18 protein-coding genes are annotated in these 15,866 nt (G+C 41.8%); 7 read left to right on the top strand and 11 right to left on the bottom strand.

The window, feature by feature from the left end:
- Positions 1-193: 193 nt before the first annotated feature.
- Entirely contained in the window at positions 194-1,030 is an 837-nt protein-coding gene (gene csn / locus ACQXR1_RS04465; RefSeq protein WP_069839571.1) for a chitosanase, read from the bottom strand.
- A 436-nt stretch (positions 1,031-1,466) separates the two neighbouring features.
- Between csn and ACQXR1_RS04460 the strand changes: the two genes are divergently transcribed.
- Both ACQXR1_RS04460 and ACQXR1_RS04455 read left to right on the top strand, forming a co-directional pair.
- Positions 1,467-1,739 carry a CD3324 family protein gene (locus tag ACQXR1_RS04460; protein WP_255220428.1) on the top strand — a complete coding sequence of 91 codons (273 nt, stop codon included), beginning with the start codon at positions 1,467-1,469 and terminating at the stop codon, positions 1,737-1,739.
- 136 nt (positions 1,740-1,875) lie between these two features.
- Complete coding sequence (locus ACQXR1_RS04455) at positions 1,876-2,688, top strand: alpha/beta hydrolase (RefSeq protein WP_430771787.1); 813 nt, start codon at positions 1,876-1,878, stop codon at positions 2,686-2,688.
- 282 nt (positions 2,689-2,970) lie between these two features.
- On the opposite strand, the gene ACQXR1_RS04450 is transcribed toward ACQXR1_RS04455, so the two are convergent.
- From ACQXR1_RS04450 to ACQXR1_RS04440, 3 genes are all read right to left on the bottom strand, one after another.
- Entirely contained in the window at positions 2,971-3,327 is a 357-nt protein-coding gene (locus ACQXR1_RS04450; RefSeq protein WP_103749966.1) for an SH3 domain-containing protein, read from the bottom strand.
- A gap of 51 nt (positions 3,328-3,378) precedes the next feature.
- Positions 3,379-3,738 (bottom strand): SH3 domain-containing protein, encoded by a 360-nt coding sequence (locus ACQXR1_RS04445; protein WP_069839574.1) that lies wholly within the window; start codon positions 3,736-3,738, stop codon positions 3,379-3,381.
- A gap of 448 nt (positions 3,739-4,186) precedes the next feature.
- Positions 4,187-4,573 carry a VOC family protein gene (locus ACQXR1_RS04440; protein WP_430771786.1) on the bottom strand — a complete coding sequence of 129 codons (387 nt, stop codon included), beginning with the start codon at positions 4,571-4,573 and terminating at the stop codon, positions 4,187-4,189.
- Between the two features lie 286 nt (positions 4,574-4,859).
- On the opposite strand from ACQXR1_RS04440, the gene ACQXR1_RS04435 reads away from it, so the two are divergent.
- The 5 genes from ACQXR1_RS04435 to ACQXR1_RS04415 are packed head-to-tail and all read left to right on the top strand — an operon-like array spanning position 4,860 to position 7,177.
- On the top strand, positions 4,860-5,105 hold the full coding sequence (locus ACQXR1_RS04435; protein ID WP_014477469.1) for a hypothetical protein: 246 nt from the start codon (positions 4,860-4,862) through the stop codon (positions 5,103-5,105).
- Positions 5,106-5,122: 17 nt separating this feature from the next.
- On the top strand, positions 5,123-5,491 hold the full coding sequence (locus tag ACQXR1_RS04430; protein WP_430771785.1) for a spore coat protein: 369 nt from the start codon (positions 5,123-5,125) through the stop codon (positions 5,489-5,491).
- 18 nt (positions 5,492-5,509) lie between these two features.
- Positions 5,510-6,646 (top strand): zinc-dependent alcohol dehydrogenase, encoded by a 1,137-nt coding sequence (locus ACQXR1_RS04425; RefSeq protein WP_069839577.1) that lies wholly within the window; start codon positions 5,510-5,512, stop codon positions 6,644-6,646.
- Between the two features lie 18 nt (positions 6,647-6,664).
- Positions 6,665-6,862, top strand: a complete 198-nt coding sequence (locus ACQXR1_RS04420; RefSeq protein WP_069839578.1) for a hypothetical protein — start codon at positions 6,665-6,667, stop codon at positions 6,860-6,862.
- A 15-nt stretch (positions 6,863-6,877) separates the two neighbouring features.
- Positions 6,878-7,177 carry a spore coat protein gene (locus tag ACQXR1_RS04415; RefSeq protein ID WP_430771784.1) on the top strand — a complete coding sequence of 100 codons (300 nt, stop codon included), beginning with the start codon at positions 6,878-6,880 and terminating at the stop codon, positions 7,175-7,177.
- 228 nt (positions 7,178-7,405) lie between these two features.
- On the opposite strand, the gene ACQXR1_RS04410 is transcribed toward ACQXR1_RS04415, so the two are convergent.
- The 7 genes from ACQXR1_RS04410 to levR all read right to left on the bottom strand — a co-directional run bounded on the left by ACQXR1_RS04410 (position 7,406) and on the right by levR (position 15,197).
- A complete protein-coding gene (locus tag ACQXR1_RS04410) occupies positions 7,406-9,409 on the bottom strand; it encodes a GH32 C-terminal domain-containing protein (protein ID WP_430771970.1) in 2,004 nt (667 codons plus the stop codon).
- The gene (locus tag ACQXR1_RS04405; RefSeq protein WP_227098854.1) at positions 9,348-9,479 is read right to left on the bottom strand and encodes a hypothetical protein; all 132 of its coding nucleotides are present in this window, start codon (positions 9,477-9,479) and stop codon (positions 9,348-9,350) included. The genes ACQXR1_RS04410 and ACQXR1_RS04405 overlap by 62 nt, the downstream gene beginning before the upstream one ends.
- Before the next feature lie 116 nt (positions 9,480-9,595).
- Positions 9,596-10,423, bottom strand: a complete 828-nt coding sequence (levG, locus tag ACQXR1_RS04400) for a PTS fructose transporter subunit IID (protein ID WP_040082343.1) — start codon at positions 10,421-10,423, stop codon at positions 9,596-9,598.
- A gap of 22 nt (positions 10,424-10,445) precedes the next feature.
- The gene (gene levF / locus ACQXR1_RS04395; protein ID WP_069839581.1) at positions 10,446-11,255 is read right to left on the bottom strand and encodes a PTS fructose transporter subunit IIC; all 810 of its coding nucleotides are present in this window, start codon (positions 11,253-11,255) and stop codon (positions 10,446-10,448) included.
- Positions 11,256-11,271: 16 nt separating this feature from the next.
- Positions 11,272-11,760 (bottom strand): PTS fructose transporter subunit IIB, encoded by a 489-nt coding sequence (gene levE, locus ACQXR1_RS04390; protein ID WP_069150778.1) that lies wholly within the window; start codon positions 11,758-11,760, stop codon positions 11,272-11,274.
- Complete coding sequence (levD, locus tag ACQXR1_RS04385; protein ID WP_071581499.1) at positions 11,760-12,200, bottom strand: PTS fructose transporter subunit IIA; 441 nt, start codon at positions 12,198-12,200, stop codon at positions 11,760-11,762. The genes levE and levD overlap by 1 nt, the downstream gene beginning before the upstream one ends.
- Before the next feature lie 189 nt (positions 12,201-12,389).
- Entirely contained in the window at positions 12,390-15,197 is a 2,808-nt protein-coding gene (gene levR, locus ACQXR1_RS04380; protein WP_430771783.1) for a transcriptional regulator LevR, read from the bottom strand.
- Positions 15,198-15,866 lie beyond the last annotated feature (669 nt).

The raw sequence follows: 15,866 nt of genomic DNA, 5'->3' as shown, positions 1-15,866 counted from the left end.
CTTTCCCGGACCTGGAGGAGAGACACCTGAAGCATACGCCTGGTGATACATTCATTACTTGATACTGACATTTTTCTAAAATATTTATGCTGAACGATCATATATAGGAAAGACAAGAGCTTGTTTGTCTCTTGTCTTTTTCACATCATGCGGAGAATGCTGCGGCAAGAAACGCTGCCGCTTTATTCAATGCTTATTTGATTACGAAATGACCGTACTCGTTTGAACGGACATGAATCGGCCCATTTAAATTGTAGTTGTTCTCCTTGGCGATAGAGCGGAGCACGTCCACACGGGCAACCGACTCTCTCCACTCGTCACGGGTGTCATGATTTGCCGGATTCATCAGATCGTCATAGCGTACGTCCAAGAATTTATTTAACCACTTCTTCTCGTCTATTCCGTCTTTTGGTGAACCGCCCGCTTTTTTGTTCGTACGTTTAATCAAGGCATAAAAGGAGTCAGGATCATCACCATCGCCATGCTGAATAACCGTATCGTACATTACAGCTCTTGCCAATGCTGTTTTTAGTCCGGCATTATCCGATCGTTTCATGGCAGGCTGATAATACAAACGGTCATTTACTTTGTCTTGGGCAGCGCGAAATTCCTTATCATTTGCAAGCGACTTCCAGGCAGAAGCGAAGCCCTTAAGATTGCTTATGTCATCGCTTTCTTCCTTGGCCAGACGGCGCAATTCAGGCAGGTACTTTTTCAGTTTGTTATTCGGAACTGCCTTTGTGTATTCTTCCACTACTTCCAATGCATCCCCGGTAGCCGTTGTAAAACCTGCCCGTCCGCATGTATAGCCTCGCCCGTCACCCAATGGCTCGACATATCCATATTGGATCTCCGTCGTGCCGTTTTCGAAGATACTTGTCAGCTGTTCCGCCCGGCGTTTTTGATCTTTATTCAGTCCCGCCGCAAAAACCGTTTCGCTCATCATCAAGGTAAAAAACATGGTGAAAACAAGTAATGAGATTGCTGCCTTTTTCCAGAAGTCCGCTTTTTTCTTCAAACTGATATTCATTTTATTGCCTCCTTCTAAATATTGTAAATCCAGACTTAGTATACATGAAGAGGCTGTCCTATTGTTGAAAATACATTGTTTTGTCAATATTTTGAATCCAAAGTAATATAACTTGCATCTTACTCTTTTCTTTGCCAATCATCCTCAGCCCTTCTTACTTGGAAGTTCCCCCTTTGATTTTCATACTGCTTCAACTTTCATTAACAAGATGCCATAAAGCTTTACTCTAATTTATAATGGAAATGATCATCGAAAATAGGTATGGAGGTGATGTAAATGGCAAGCAAGATGAGAATGCCAGATTCCGCAACGTCCCATGCAAAGCCTATTATTGGGAAGGCGATACTTTGCATGGGGTAGACTTTCTAAAAGATCGCCCAAGTAAGCTTTTCTGATATAGTGGCTTTGCACCTTATTTAACATAAAAAATAAGGAGCTGGCAGAAATGGCATATGTAAAAGCAACCGCTATTTTACCTGAAAAGCTGATATCGGAAATTCAAAAGTATGTTCAAGGAGAAACAATATATATTCCTAAACCTGAAACCTCTCATCAAAAATGGGGCGCGTGTTCAGGAACAAGAAAGCTGATCGATGACAGAAACGCTTCTATTAAAAAAGCATTTAAAAACGGCAAAACCATTCATCAATTATCTGAGGAATATCACCTCTCTGATGAAACAATAAAAAAAATTGTCTACTCTAAATAAACCAAACGGAAGCACTGATGAAATATAATCAGTGCTTTTTATATGGCGAGTTTGTTTCTTAGTTATTTCCTGCATATGATCCCATTGGCTCATTGTGTAAAGTTAAGGGAGATGAGAAGAAAGGAAGGTTTTACAAATGACGATAAACAATGGAACGTTGCAAGTACCCGGCGCCAACATCCACTATCAGGTGCGGGGCACAGGTCCAATCATTCTTTTGGTCCACGGCGGAGGCGGTGATGCCGACAAGTTCCATCATGTTGCCAATCATCTGGCTAACTGGTACACGGTTGTTACTTACGATCGCCGCGGCCATTCCCGCAGCAATCTCGCCCATCAGGTTGAGAATTACCGTGTGGAAACACACAGCGACGATGCTCACCGTCTTCTAGCCAAAATCACCAATAAGCCGGCCTATGTATTTGGAAGCAGCTCCGGTGCTGTTATAGGGCTTGATCTGTGCATACGCCACCCTGAACAAGTACGTGTCATGATCCCGCACGAACCAATCCTATTGCAGCTTCTGCATGGAAATGAGCTGAAACAAGCCGAGCAATTCATGGAGGACCTTAAGATAAATCATCGAGGTGAAGTCACGAAGTTAATAGCAAGATTAGAGATTGACGAACAATCAAAGAATGTCCTGACAAAACGGCTCCTCGGCAATTCAACGTATTTCACTGATTATGAAATTCAAGGAATTCTCAACTATACATTAGATATCGAAGCATTAAAAACTGTGTTTACATCTGCATCGGTGAAGATAATCCCAGCTGGCGGAAGTGCTTCACGGGAGCTTTTTCCTTATCGCTGCGCGAACGCCCTAGCAGAACACTTGGAAACAGAATTGGTTGAATTCCCCGGAAATCATACGGGGTACACCATGCATCATAAAGAATTTTCTGAGAGGTTACACGACATGTTAGAAAAAAATAAACATACGGGTTAAGGATTGATTAAAATTTTCATAAAAGGACCAAGAGAACTTTTCAATAACGAGAACGGCAATGTGAGATGTTCCCTATCTTAATTTCGTATTTTAGAGCATTAGAACCCTAATGCGGCTGGTTATTTTGTCCTCACCAACAACCAGTGTCTAACATCATGAAGCTACTTTGAAAATCACCACAAATGCAGGAATAGAAGACGCAAGCATAGCAAAAACCATACCAACTATTGTGATTGGTATGGTTTCTCTCTGATAGACCCTAAGAGGGAGATCCGTATATCGCTAGTTGCATTTGTAACCGACTGGGCCATCTGAGCCTGTGTACACATACGTGTCAGACACATATCCAATATTTACGATCCCCCGGGAATCTTTCCATTGGATTTGGTCCCAAATATTACTCGTTCCATACTTCCCAGTCACTGTTGTTCCATAAGCATAACAATAATAAGGAACACGGGAGCCGCTCGGAATGGAAAGCATAATAGGGTAATTTGTACCTGGACCGCTGCGCATATTTACAGGCGCACCGCTGCTTGTTGAGACAGTAAAGTACTGAACGGCAAGCGCTTGACTGGAAAAAATGAATAATGATGCAATCATAACGGTTAACATACTGAGCATTCTCAGTTTAGCCAATGTCATCCCTCTTTCTTCAATTTCTTCATTTTGAGAATCGATAGAACAATGCTACCAGCTGCATTTAGGAACAACCGGACCGTCTGAGCCTGTATACATATAAGTATCAGAGACAAAACCAGGAACGATCTCGCCGCTTGCAAGCGTCCGCTCTGTGTAATTCCAAATATTACTCGTCCCATACTTTCCAGTTACAGTTGTACCGGTTTTGTAGCAATAGATCGGGATGCGGGTTCCGCTCGGAATGGTCGTTACAATTCCCCAACTTGTACCTGGGCCGCTACGCATATTTACAGGCGCACCGCTGCTTGTTGAAACCGTATAATACTGAGCCGCAAGTGCATGACTAGAAAAAATGAACAATGATGCGATCATTACCATTAGCATACCTAGTCTCTTTAGCTTATTCATCTTATACCCTCCCCTTTAAATGCCGTACGTTTGACTTACTTTAATCCAGTTACAAGATCTACTTTCAGAAACATGCCCCCTCCCCTCCCATATATGTATCAATGTACCATAAACTAGATCTTTCAAAAGTGGAATTATTCCTATGTTTTCGACAATTAAAGATACAAAATAAATGGCAGTCAGGCTTGATATTAAGGACTTGGATCATGCGGTTCATTTCCACCAATTAACTCTATCCGTGTACTGCTGCCTTGTATCCGCGCTTTTCCTCGATTCGTGGATACTTCTCCTTTTTCATCTAATCAAAAACGAACACCAAACAAACCAGCGTAAATGCTGTAAGTTCAGTGTCCAAAGGGTGTTATGGCTTTGCTTTTTTTCTAGGGCGTAACTAAAAGGATAAGGTGCGTTATCAAAAGCTGATTCTATCATTTTGCAAGTCGAAAAATTATATCATTTTATATATTTCAATCAGGTTATGATCTGGATCTCTGAAGTGAGCAACTCGGGCACTCCATTCCTTGCGATCATGCGGTTTATTCACACATTTCACTCCTTTTTTGTGTAAATCGTCATACGTTTTGTCAACATCAGCTACCTTAAACTGAAGCAAAAATTTTGATTGAGCATCTCCTTCTAAAGATTGTTTTTCCTCTCCAACGATTTCAGCCATCGTTTCTCGAGATAATAGCTCTATTTTCGTTTCCCCATTATCAAAGAGTGCATATTCCATTTCATTCTCTAACCAACTTATCGGAAGTCCTAATGAATCTTTATAAAACTCGACGCTTTTCTTAAAATCGTTCACCAAAAGTCTAATTTGCAGCAGCTTCATATTATGTGCCTCCTATAAAAAATACTTTTTACTGGTCATACATTTTAATGATACAAAAAGAAACTTGACAGCATGATGTCAAGTTTCCATAAAAAACTTCACTCGTCTTTCAGGTTCAAAATATACTCACCATTTAAAGTGCAGTTTATTCCATGTCATGAGTAATGTACGCTAACGAGCAAAAACAGCGTTCCTGCATAAACAAAAAATAATACCGAGTGTTCTTTCTGTATGCTTCAACTTCATTTTGGGAAATGTAACGTTGATAAAAGGAGGTTGCATCAATATGGATCATCAAACATTAGCAGCTCACGAAGCTGTAGACTTACATGAAATCGTGAACTTTAAAACACTTTGTATAGCGAAATCAAAGTTAATGCAAGGACTTGTGTTTGACCAAGAACTGAAGGACTTGATGCAAAAAGATGTGCAGCAATCCATTCAAGACCTTACTGAATTACAAGCGGTTTATGAGCGTGCCTCATTTCAGGCCCCTGTCCCTCAAAGCCGCCCAACGCCAATCATCAATTGAAAGGGAGGTAAGCCTCTTTGAATAATGATCATTTAGACCCCATTAATTCGCTGAATGTGCCTGAACTAGCAGACACTACATTCGCGATGGATTTTCTTATACGAGCTAAGGAAGGCGTACGGAATACTGCTGTAGCTTTGACAGAAACCGCTTCACCAGATGTAAGAGCCCTGCTGCGAAAACAGCTGATGCAAGGAATTGCGATGCACCAAGAGATTACAGAACTGATGATCAGCAAAAAATGGTTCCATCCATATGAGCTGAGCGAACAGTATAAGCTGGATCAGCTCTCTGCAAAAAACACGATCATGGTCGGCAATATGAACCTCTTTCCTGATGAAACAAATGGAAAAGGGATGTTTGACCGGACACCTGATGAACACTAACACTGGAGGTTTTACAGCATGAAGGCAGTAACGTATCAAGGCATTAAAAATGTTGTTGTCAAAGATGTCCCCGATCCAAAGATTGAAAAATCCGATGACATGATTATCAAAGTCACTAGTACAGCCATTTGCGGATCAGATTTACATTTAATCCATGGATTCATTCCGAATATGCAAGAAGACTATGTCATCGGCCATGAACCGATGGGAATCGTCGAAGAAGTTGGTTCTGATGTGACTAAACTAAAAAAGGGAGATCGGGTAATTATTCCCTTTAATATAGCATGCGGGGAATGTTTTTTTTGTAAAAACCAGCTGGAAAGCCAATGTGATCAGTCTAATGACAATGGGGAAATGGGTGCTTATTTCGGCTATTCAGGGCAAACTGGCGGTTATCCAGGCGGCCAAGCTGAATATTTAAGAGTGCCCTTTGCGAATTTTACCCATTTTAAAATTCCTGAATCTTGTGAGGAGCCCGATGAGAAATTAAGCGTGATTGCCGATGCCATGACCACCGGCTTTTGGAGTGTTGACAATGCCGGCGTAAAAAAAGGCGATACTGTAATCGTTCTCGGCTGCGGACCAGTCGGCCTGTTTGCTCAAAAGTTTTGTTGGCTAAAAGGCGCAAAACGCGTCATAGCAGTTGACTATGTAAACTATCGCTTACAGCATGCGAAACGCACAAACAAAGTAGAAATCGTTAATTTTGAAGACCATGAGAATACAGGGAATTATTTAAAGGAAATTACGAAAGGCGGAGCGGATGTAGTCATTGACGCTGTTGGGATGGATGGGAAAATGAGCGACCTCGAGTTCCTAGCCAGCGGGTTAAAGCTTCATGGGGGAACGATGAGTGCATTGGTCATTGCTTCCCAGGCTGTTCGCAAAGGAGGAACCATACAAATTACAGGTGTGTATGGAGGCAGATATAACGGTTTTCCGTTAGGAGATATCATGCAGCGTAACATCAATATACGCTCTGGACAGGCTCCTGTAATCCACTATATGCCGTACATGTTTGAACTCGTATCAACGGGCAAAATTGATCCGGGAGATGTTGTCAGCCATGTTCTGCCGCTTAGTGAAGCCAAGCATGGCTATGACATTTTTGATGCAAAAATGGATGATTGTATAAAAGTTGTGTTAAAGCCTTAAAAAACGGAGGTGACAGAAATGGAATACGCCTTACATGAACTGCTTGAGGTCCAGGAAATGACTGCTTTCAAGACCCTCTGTTTGACGAAATCTAAAACAATGAAAGCATTGGTATCTGATCCGAAGCTTAAAGAAATCATGCAGCAAGACGTTGACATCACCACCCGGCAGCTGCAGGAATTTGCCGCTATTTTATCTAATGCAAAGCAAGAATGAGGAGATGAGTGAATAATGAATCCAATCATTGAATATCTAACAGGCATGAATGTTCTGACAGACCAAATCATTGCTATGGACTTATTAATTTCAGCAAAAAACGGAGTCAGAAATTATGCGATGGCAGCCACTGAAGCCGGAACGCCTGAAGTAAAAGAGGTCCTTATCCGCCATTTGGAAGAAGCACTCGATATGCATGAACAACTCTTAAGCTATATGATAGAAAAAGGCTGGTACCATCCTTGGAATACAGACGAGCAAGTCAAGCTGAATTTACAAAATATTGATACGGCGATCCAATTACCAACCCTTTAATAGACAATGATTGATTTGCTGAGGAACAGTATTGATAGACCAAAACTGCTCCTCAGCTTTTTTTAGTCGCTATGAGCACTGTTTTTCATCTTTCGGTCCTCATGAGTGTAAACAGATTAACATTGATACGGATTTTCTAAGATGATTTGGAAGCATGTAACCGCGAATCATTAATTTGTTGAAATAACGAGAAGGCACAGATTATTCAGATCTGTGCCTTCTTAAAAATTAAGACTCCTTGTTTACATTCTGAAAGACAGCAGTCGCGTCCCACACATTCAAACCAAATTGGCCTTCTGAAAATGTGGAATCATTGGTATCAATCACAAGACGATCATCTAAATAAATTGTAAAACGATTACCGTTGGCCTTTGTTTTCAGATGATACTTTTTATTAATATCGATCGGCGTTTTGTATTCAGCAATGACAGAAGCAACGCCGTTCTCAAATTTAAAGAATTTCACCAGGTCATGCTTCGCATCCACGTTGGCAAGATAACCGTTTTTGGCATCTTTGTCAGAGCGAAACATGAGTGCTCCCGCCCCTCTTCCGTTTCCATCCTTTATGGTGATATCAGTTTCATAAGTGAAGTCTGACCCGGATGCTGAAGACAAGATAAAGGAATCGCCATCCGACCGCCCTTGTTTTCCCTCAATTGTGTCGGCCCACGTGCCATTTACCGTTGTCCATCCGGTTACATTGGACATAAAAGGTGACGTGCCCCAGACCTTTTTTAAAGGGTGAATCCTTAAAGATTTTACCTTTACATCTCCATTTGCAGCATATAATTCAAGCCCTTTGCTTGATCGATCTGGGAGAATGACATCTGTTATGACCTGCTGTCCGTCATTCCCAAATACTTCAACCGAGGAGCGGTCAACAAAAATGCGCATCTTAACCTTTCCATTTACCGGCTTCAGCGGTGCTGTTTCTTTTCCGGTGTCAAAGGCCGGATTAAAGGTGACGTTGCCCGACTTGCTCCGGTCAACGAACAGTTTGGAGTTCCTTCGGTCATAGCCGACTTTCGTAAATTGCTTTTCTCCTGTTCGGACCTTAAAACCAAATTCAGCAGCTGAACCAGGGCTTACTTTAAATTCTGCATTTATTTCATAGGCATCTCCAGATAGACCCGCTAACACATTATGACTTGCAGGTGATATGCTCAGATTCTTCCACTTCTTAGATGTCCCGCGAATGGCTTCCAGCTCTTTTACTGGTGTTTGGATAATTCTAACCCCGTCGGTAAGCGCTTTCAATTTTAACTCTCTTGGAATAGTCGTTGCACTTCTCCATGGGGATGTCGGAACATCATTCGCATATTGCCAATTGCTCATCCAACCTAACCAAAGCCTCCGGCCGTCTCTGGATGGAATATCGGACCAGGATACAGCTGCGTAAAAGTCTCTGCCGTAATCCGTCCAGAGAACTTTGTCTGATGGGTTTTCATTTTTAAAATGAGTTCCATCAAAGTCCCCTACGAAATATTGCATGCCTGATCCTCCCGAAACCGCTCCGTTTCCGACACTGACTTGCAAGACCCATTTTTTTTGATTCGGTTTGCCATCTACCGGTAGCTCAAATAAATCCGGACATTCCCATACTCCCCCGTGGCTTCCTTGCCCCTGTCCAAATTCACTTGCATACGCCCACTGTTTCAGATTTTTTGATGTATACATGAGAATTCGGTCACCAGCTGCCAGTACCATCACCCACTTTTTCTCTTTCTCATACCAAAAGACTTTTGGATCGCGAAAATCTTTTTTACCCGGGTTTGGAATGGCAGGGTTGCCTGCGTATTTCGTCCATGTTCTGCCTTTGTCATTGCTATAGGCAATACTTTGCACTTGATGGCCTTCCCGATCCTGTGTATAAATGGCCACAAGCGGCTTCTCTTTGCCTGTTTGAAAACCGCTTGTGTTATTTTTATCGACAACTGCGCTTCCAGAAAAGATCGTGCCTTTTTCATCCGGATACAGCGCAACAGGAAGGTGCTCCCATGTAACCAAATCTTTGCTGACGGCATGCCCCCAATGCATTGGCCCCCACTGAAGCCCGTAAGGATGGTATTGATAGAACAAGTGATATTCCCCCGCATAATATACCATTCCGTTTGGGTCATTCATCCAGTTTGCTTCCGGTGTGAAGTGATATTGAGGACGGTATTCCTCATCATAGTAGCTTGAATCGGCTGCATCCGCCGAAAATGCCATAGTCAACAGCAGGGTGAACATGATCATGACTTGAATAAGTCTCTTTTTCATTTGTTCCTTCGCTCCTCTCTTCATGGTTGAACACTTTCAAGAGAGACTGCTGCGCAAGCTGGTCCGTTTCTGGAAATTCTCTTCTGTTTCGCTGTTATCCGAATCATTTATATCTTAAAAGACTGTTGCAGTTTCTCTCTTCTTCCTTCACACAGCTTATGCTAAGAATCCAGCCCAATACCCGAGAATCCCGATGATAAAGATGCCGCAAATAATGAGAAGAGGGTTCACTCCTTTGCGCAGCATCCAAGCCACCAATAACGTTAATCCGAGCGGCAGCGCACCCGGCATAATGCTGTCTAACACATTTTGTACCGTTTGAACATCTACTTTTCCGCTTTCATCCTTAATTCTGGATACAACGATTGGAATGTTGATGGTGGTCCATTTAGACACGAGGGCCCCCATAACAAATAACCCGAGAATCGAAGCACCCTCTGTAAGCTTTTGAATGCGATTCCCCGCTAAATCCTGAAGAATCTCCATTCCTTTCACATAACCATACTTTAATCCGTAATATTTTGTGCTTAACCTTATGGCATTCAGCAAGAAAAAGAATAGCAAAGGGCCGGCAATGTTTCCTCCTAAAGCAAGAGAGGCTCCTAAGGCAGCTAAGACCGGGCGAATCGTTCCCCAGAAAATGGGGTCGCCTACGCCCGCTATTGGTCCCATCAAACCGATTTTCATTCCGCTTATCGCTTTTCCATCAATTCCTTTATTGTTCGCCATTTCTTCTTCCATGGCTGCCGTCACGCCAAATATAGGCGCTGTCAGCCACGGATGTGTATTAAACCATTCCAAATGGCGCTGCAAGGCTTCGTTTCTTTTCGCTCCGGGAGCGTACAATTTTTTGATCGCCGGTATCATGACGTAACAATATCCCATTGCCTGCACACGTTCGAAGTTAAAGGAACCGAGCAAAAAATTTGAACGAATAAACATGCTGAAAATTTCTTTTTTCGTTAATCGTTTTTCTTTCTCCATTTTTTTCTTCCCCCCTCATCGTTTAGGCATCAAGATCGTCATCATCGTCATCATAAACAGCAACACTGCCACTGTCTGATGCGGCCGCGACTGCTCCGTGCGCGCTTTGTTTTTGCATCATCTGCTGGTATAAAAGCGCCAGACAGAGACCAAGGGCTCCGAATCCCACTAAGTTAAAATCGGTAAACGCCGCTAATAAGAAACCGATATAGAAAAATGGCTTTAAGTAAGGAATATTCATCATGTTGATCACCATGGCATACCCGACAACCACAATAATGCCTCCGCCTATTTGCAGTCCTTTTGTAATGACATCAGGAATATTTCCCAGGAATGCCTGAACAGCGCTGACACTAATTAAAGCAACAATCAATGTAGGAATCATGACGCGCAAAGCTTGAAACACCATCGCGGTAATATGCATAATTTCAATTCCTTTTATATTTCCTTCTTTTGCATATTTGTCAGCGCGGTGAATGAAAAAGACAGTGATCGTCCGAACAAAAATCGTCAGCGCCTGACCCGCAGCTGCCAAAGCAACAGCGACAGCAATCCCTTCGCCAATTCCCTGATCAGCTGTAATAACTAAAATGGTTGAGATGACAGAGGCGATCGCCGTATCAGGCGCCATGGCAAGCCCGACGTTCATCCAGCCGAGCGCCATCAGCTCCAGTGTGCCTCCAAGAATAATTCCCGTTTTTAAATCCCCGAGCACCAAGCCAACTAACGTACAGGCCACAAGCGGACGGTGTGTCTGCCCTTCATCCAATACACTTGCGATTCCGGTGATTGCTGCAATGACTAACAACAAAATAATTTGTAATGAAGACATATTCTCATCCCCTTGATTATTTTGTTACGTTCCGTAATATCTGTACAAAATCTTCACTGGCATCTGAAGGCAGCTGCCTTAATTCCAGTTTCACGCCCTTGTCACTTAATGTTTCAAATGCCTTTATATCTTGCTCTGTGACACTGACTGATTTTGTGATTTGCCTGCGTTGATTTTCAAAACGCATTCCCCCGACGTTTACGGTTTTGATCGGTACGCCTGCTTCTATGAGGGATACGATATCGGACGGATTTTCAAACAAGAGCATGGCTGTTACTCCTTCATAGCGCGGACTATGAAAGGCTTTTGCCATTTTAGAAACAGAGACGGCACTCGCCTTTACATTTGAAGGCGCAACAGATAGGATCAGCGTTTTTCTCATTTCGTCCTGAGCAATATCATCGGAGACAACGATGATTCGATCGGCCGCATGTACTTTAATCCACCTTGTCAGGATTTGGCCGTGAATAAAGCGGTCATCAATTCTTGCTAACACAATGTTCATCATAATTCATCCTCTCTTGTATCTTGATTGGCTGTTTTTACTTTTTCTAAATGTTCACTGCACACTTGAAAGCTTTGCTGACTCATTGCTTTTAAGTTGTTCAGCAAAGCTTTGAGAGCCAGATGTTCTCTCAAGCTTAATACCTCCAGCAGAATCGGCAGGTTTACGCCGGCTGCCATATCCATTCTTTGATCCTCAGCAATGATGGAAGCTGCCGCGTTATATGGCGTCCCTCCAAAAATATCGACTAAAAAAAGCACTTCATGTTCTTCCGGAATTTCCTTGAGCGCCTGATGATATTTTTCCTGCAGCGTTTGAATCCCTTCCCCTTTAAAAAACGGCACTGCAATCAGGTTGTTTTCTTCACCGAATATCATCCCTGAAGACTCTTTTAATGCTATGGGAAAATCTCCATGACCACTGATAATAACTGAAATCATATCTATTGCTCCTTTCCTGTTTTGTACATCCATATATAATGCAAGGATCGTGCCAACACATTTGTGTTAAGCGTTTTCATTGATATTTCAGCCAATTGCAGTTTGTTGTTGAAACACTTAAAACGAAAAAAATAAACCTGTATTAAAATGGTGTTCCATTTAATACAGGTTCATATGAAAAAACTGTTTTTAAAACAGATGGCCATGCACTTCTTCAGCAAATATGGCGGCTATAAATAATTTTTCATCATCACTTATGCGAAGTCCGAGCTTTTCTTCATAAGGGGCCAGTGTCCGCTCTGTGACGTTCACCATTTCCTTCATCTGATCATTAATTTCTTCTTCCTCCGAGAAAGCGATCGGATTCTGCTTAATTACCCTTTCAAAGGCGAAAGCTGTATGCATAATGACTTTGATCAAAACGGCATTATTGAAAATGACACCCAGCTCATCTTGAACGGTTTGCAGCCACTCTACTAACATTTCGGTCACATGATGGGGATTTAAGAAGACAAGATACTTTTTCAAGCTATCCTCGCAAAGCTCCCTGACAATAATATTTGCTTCGTTTAATCCATTGCTCAAGGGAATGCTTCCTTTTGTAATCGCCTGTTGAATCATCTTCTCTCCCTCCCCTTCAATTAACACTTCTAAGGATACATGCGGAGCATTCATTTTAGGGTCTTTCGTTCCGACTGTGGCAAGGATTTCATACTCTTTTTCGATTTCTTTTATCCTGTTGGCCAGTTTAATCGATGATACGGTTAATATGTGAATCGGGGTATCGGAGGCCTTGTTTACGATCGTGGTTAAAATGTCTTCCAGCTTTTTGGCCGTTCCGCTGCCTGTCGTGCAGATGGATACCAAAGCCTTCTTTTTGCCGGCTGCCGCTGGCTGGCGCTCCCATAACTCGATAAAATCCTTCGTAACCGATTGATAGATCGCATGCAAATTCAAATTCAAATAGTTGACCTTTCTGACAGCATCCAGCACCATTGAGGTCGTAACATTGCTGATCGTTTTGATGGCAATGCCAGTCTTTTCCTCCAGCCTGCTTTCCAGCATCGCAAGCGAGCCCATATCTACCAGCATTAACACACCTTCGCCTTCATCAACCTGTTTCATTTTTTCTGCTACGCATTCAAGAATGTCCGAAGGTGAAACAGAAAGCGGCATATCGACTGCTGCAATCGGCGTGCTCCCTAATAGTTCTGTCGCAACTTCAACCATTGAACTCGCCGTGCTGTTTCCATGAGCAGCAACGATAATACCGACTCTTTTGTTCTCTTTTAACGATTTGATCGAATGAATTAGCATCGTTAAGTAGATGACTTCTATTTCAGGAATAGCCACTTTAAAATATTCCTGCATTTTATCTTTAAAAATCATCGCCACCCGATATTCTTTCACGTGCGTATCACGAATTTCATCCGTCTCCTGTGTATTTAAAACATCAATTTGCTTTCCGCGCTTTAAAAATGCGTCAATATGCATACTCAAGAAATAAATAAATTTACGGTCAAATGTGCAATCCAGTTCATGTTCAGCTATTTCTTTTAACTGTTTTGTCATTTGAATCACGTCATCTTCAACGAATGTCAGCAGGCTGTCCTTTTGAAAGGCTTGATGATGAAAAAAACTTCTGACATGCAAATGGACATCAGTCAAGATGTATTGGTTAATATCCTTTTTGGATAAACCTTCTTTCATAAGCGTTTTTACTTTTTCCTCGATCAAATGATATAAGTTAAAGGAGAGGTCTTCGTCAATTTTTGTTGTTTCATCTTCTACAATTGGAGAGATAATCGTTGTAATATTGACATATTCTGAAATGGCTTTGCTTCTTTGCATGTTTTTGCTGCTGGACATCCATTCTTGCTTGATTTCATCAGGCAGATCCCGAACCGTCAGTTCAATAACCTCATTTCTGTCAAGGTTATGCAAAAAACCGTGTGCGCAAACTAACTGGACATTTGATTTCAGCTGTCCGACATTCCCAAATTTCGCGGAATGAATAAGCGCATTATAGACATCGATGTGCACACTGAGATTCTTCTTAATCCGCTCTGCTTCTTTCCCTAATAAAAATGTTGTCAGATCCACTCTTTCTTTAAGCGATCGTTCTTCAAGCGAAGGAATATGAATGGTCATTGGGATTCTTCGCAAAAATGTTTTCAATAGGGCAGAACTCGGATTTTCTGTAGTCGCACAAATAAACAATACGTTCGATGTTCGTTTATGTTCAGATTCTCCAAGCCTGTTATAAGAACCGCTGTCAATAAAATAAAACAGCATTTCCTGTCCCTCAGGAGGGAGACGGTGGATTTCATCCATAAACAGAATGCCCCCATTGGCCTGTTCGACTAAACCTGCCTTATCCTCGGCGGCACCTGTAAATGAACCTTTTTTGTGTCCGAATAATTGAGAAAGCAATAATTGAGGGTTGTTGTAGTAATCTGCACAGTTAAATGTAATAAATGGTGCGCCGGCCTTCAAAATGTCAGAGTAAATGGCAAACTGGTAAATTCGGTTCGCAAAAAGGGATTTACCGGAACCAGTCGGCCCTAGGAGGAGCATATGCAGACCGTTAGGCGGATAAAAGACAGCTGCTTTTGCCTGGGAGATCGCTTTTTTCAAACTCCCTTTTGCCCCAATCATAAGCTCTAGAGGATTCGTGGAAATGTGTTGATGATTCTGTTTTAAATCCCCAGAAAACACCTTAAGGTCTTTCACTTCCATCATCCCTGTATCCCATTTCTTGCTGAATACCTTTTCTGCTATCTCGACTGGGATGTAGCGCACAGGAAACGTTTTAATTTTGATGACCTTTTTGGTCCGGACAAGATTGTTCAGCTCAAAGCTGACATTGGACCGCTCCATTTTCAACTGCTCAGCAATTTCCTTTGCTGAATTCCCTTGTATTTTTAAAAGATGATCTAAGGTTGAATCATGAAAATTATGCATGAGCTGATGGTATATTTTATCTATTCTTTTCACGTCTATCATCCTTTGTCCTTATTAGATAAGCCTTTAACAAGAATATTCCGAATTTTATTGTCCACCTTGAGATGATCTGCACCGTTCAAAAAGGTCTCTATAGCAGATTGACAAAGCTGACTTTTATGCGTATATATTTATATTTCGAACCATTTGCATCTCATCTTAGTATGATAGATTCGCAGTTCTTGAGGGCAAGTTCCCTTCAAAAGTAATAATCAGTAAACAGTTTATCATTCTTGAGGAATGTAATGATGTCAAAATCATCAATGATAAAAAATGAACCTTATAGCTCAGGACAAATTTCCTAAATATAACCCGGGAGATTTATTCACAATTAAAAAGGGCGGTCACTCTATGTGTTCGCCGCAGTAGCACGATATGCAATAATTCTTCATTTTTACAATACATCTGGAAAGTTAATGATTCGGTAAACTTATCAGCAATGATGATGTCTTACAGCCATTCACTTAGGATAGAAAAATCTCCGATATCCCCTGCGGCCACCATTATAGCGGGCATACAATGGTTCAAATCGATGCCTATTAAAAAATAGCCTATCAGATCGTCCAAATGACGTTCCTGTTTATTCTGTTATTCAATAGAACTGCAAGTTTTATTCATAAACTCAAAATAGTTTTAAAATTTAAAAATAAAAGCATCTCCTCT

Source organism: Bacillus sp. ATD, from assembly GCF_050585765.1.
In the GTDB taxonomy this organism is placed as follows: Bacteria; Bacillota; Bacilli; order Bacillales; family Bacillaceae; genus Bacillus; species Bacillus stercoris.
Note: the sequence above shows the minus strand (reverse complement) of the source record. Positions and strands in the feature narration are given on the sequence as shown.

What these genes read in the sequence shown, in the direction of transcription:
- csn (WP_069839571.1), bottom strand. Translation starts at nt 1,030, where the DNA reads ATGAATATCAGTTTGAAGAAAAAAGCGGACTTCTGGAAAAAGGCAGCA.
- ACQXR1_RS04455 (WP_430771787.1), top strand. Translation starts at nt 1,876, where the DNA reads ATGACGATAAACAATGGAACGTTGCAAGTACCCGGCGCCAACATCCAC.
- ACQXR1_RS04445 (WP_069839574.1), bottom strand. Translation starts at nt 3,738, where the DNA reads ATGAATAAGCTAAAGAGACTAGGTATGCTAATGGTAATGATCGCATCA.
- ACQXR1_RS04440 (WP_430771786.1), bottom strand. Translation starts at nt 4,573, where the DNA reads ATGAAGCTGCTGCAAATTAGACTTTTGGTGAACGATTTTAAGAAAAGC.
- ACQXR1_RS04435 (WP_014477469.1), top strand. Translation starts at nt 4,860, where the DNA reads ATGGATCATCAAACATTAGCAGCTCACGAAGCTGTAGACTTACATGAA.
- ACQXR1_RS04425 (WP_069839577.1), top strand. Translation starts at nt 5,510, where the DNA reads ATGAAGGCAGTAACGTATCAAGGCATTAAAAATGTTGTTGTCAAAGAT.
- ACQXR1_RS04420 (WP_069839578.1), top strand. Translation starts at nt 6,665, where the DNA reads ATGGAATACGCCTTACATGAACTGCTTGAGGTCCAGGAAATGACTGCT.
- ACQXR1_RS04415 (WP_430771784.1), top strand. Translation starts at nt 6,878, where the DNA reads ATGAATCCAATCATTGAATATCTAACAGGCATGAATGTTCTGACAGAC.
- ACQXR1_RS04410 (WP_430771970.1), bottom strand. Translation starts at nt 9,409, where the DNA reads ATGTTCACCCTGCTGTTGACTATGGCATTTTCGGCGGATGCAGCCGAT.
- levG (WP_040082343.1), bottom strand. Translation starts at nt 10,423, where the DNA reads ATGGAGAAAGAAAAACGATTAACGAAAAAAGAAATTTTCAGCATGTTT.
- levF (WP_069839581.1), bottom strand. Translation starts at nt 11,255, where the DNA reads ATGTCTTCATTACAAATTATTTTGTTGTTAGTCATTGCAGCAATCACC.
- levE (WP_069150778.1), bottom strand. Translation starts at nt 11,760, where the DNA reads ATGAACATTGTGTTAGCAAGAATTGATGACCGCTTTATTCACGGCCAA.
- levD (WP_071581499.1), bottom strand. Translation starts at nt 12,200, where the DNA reads ATGATTTCAGTTATTATCAGTGGTCATGGAGATTTTCCCATAGCATTA.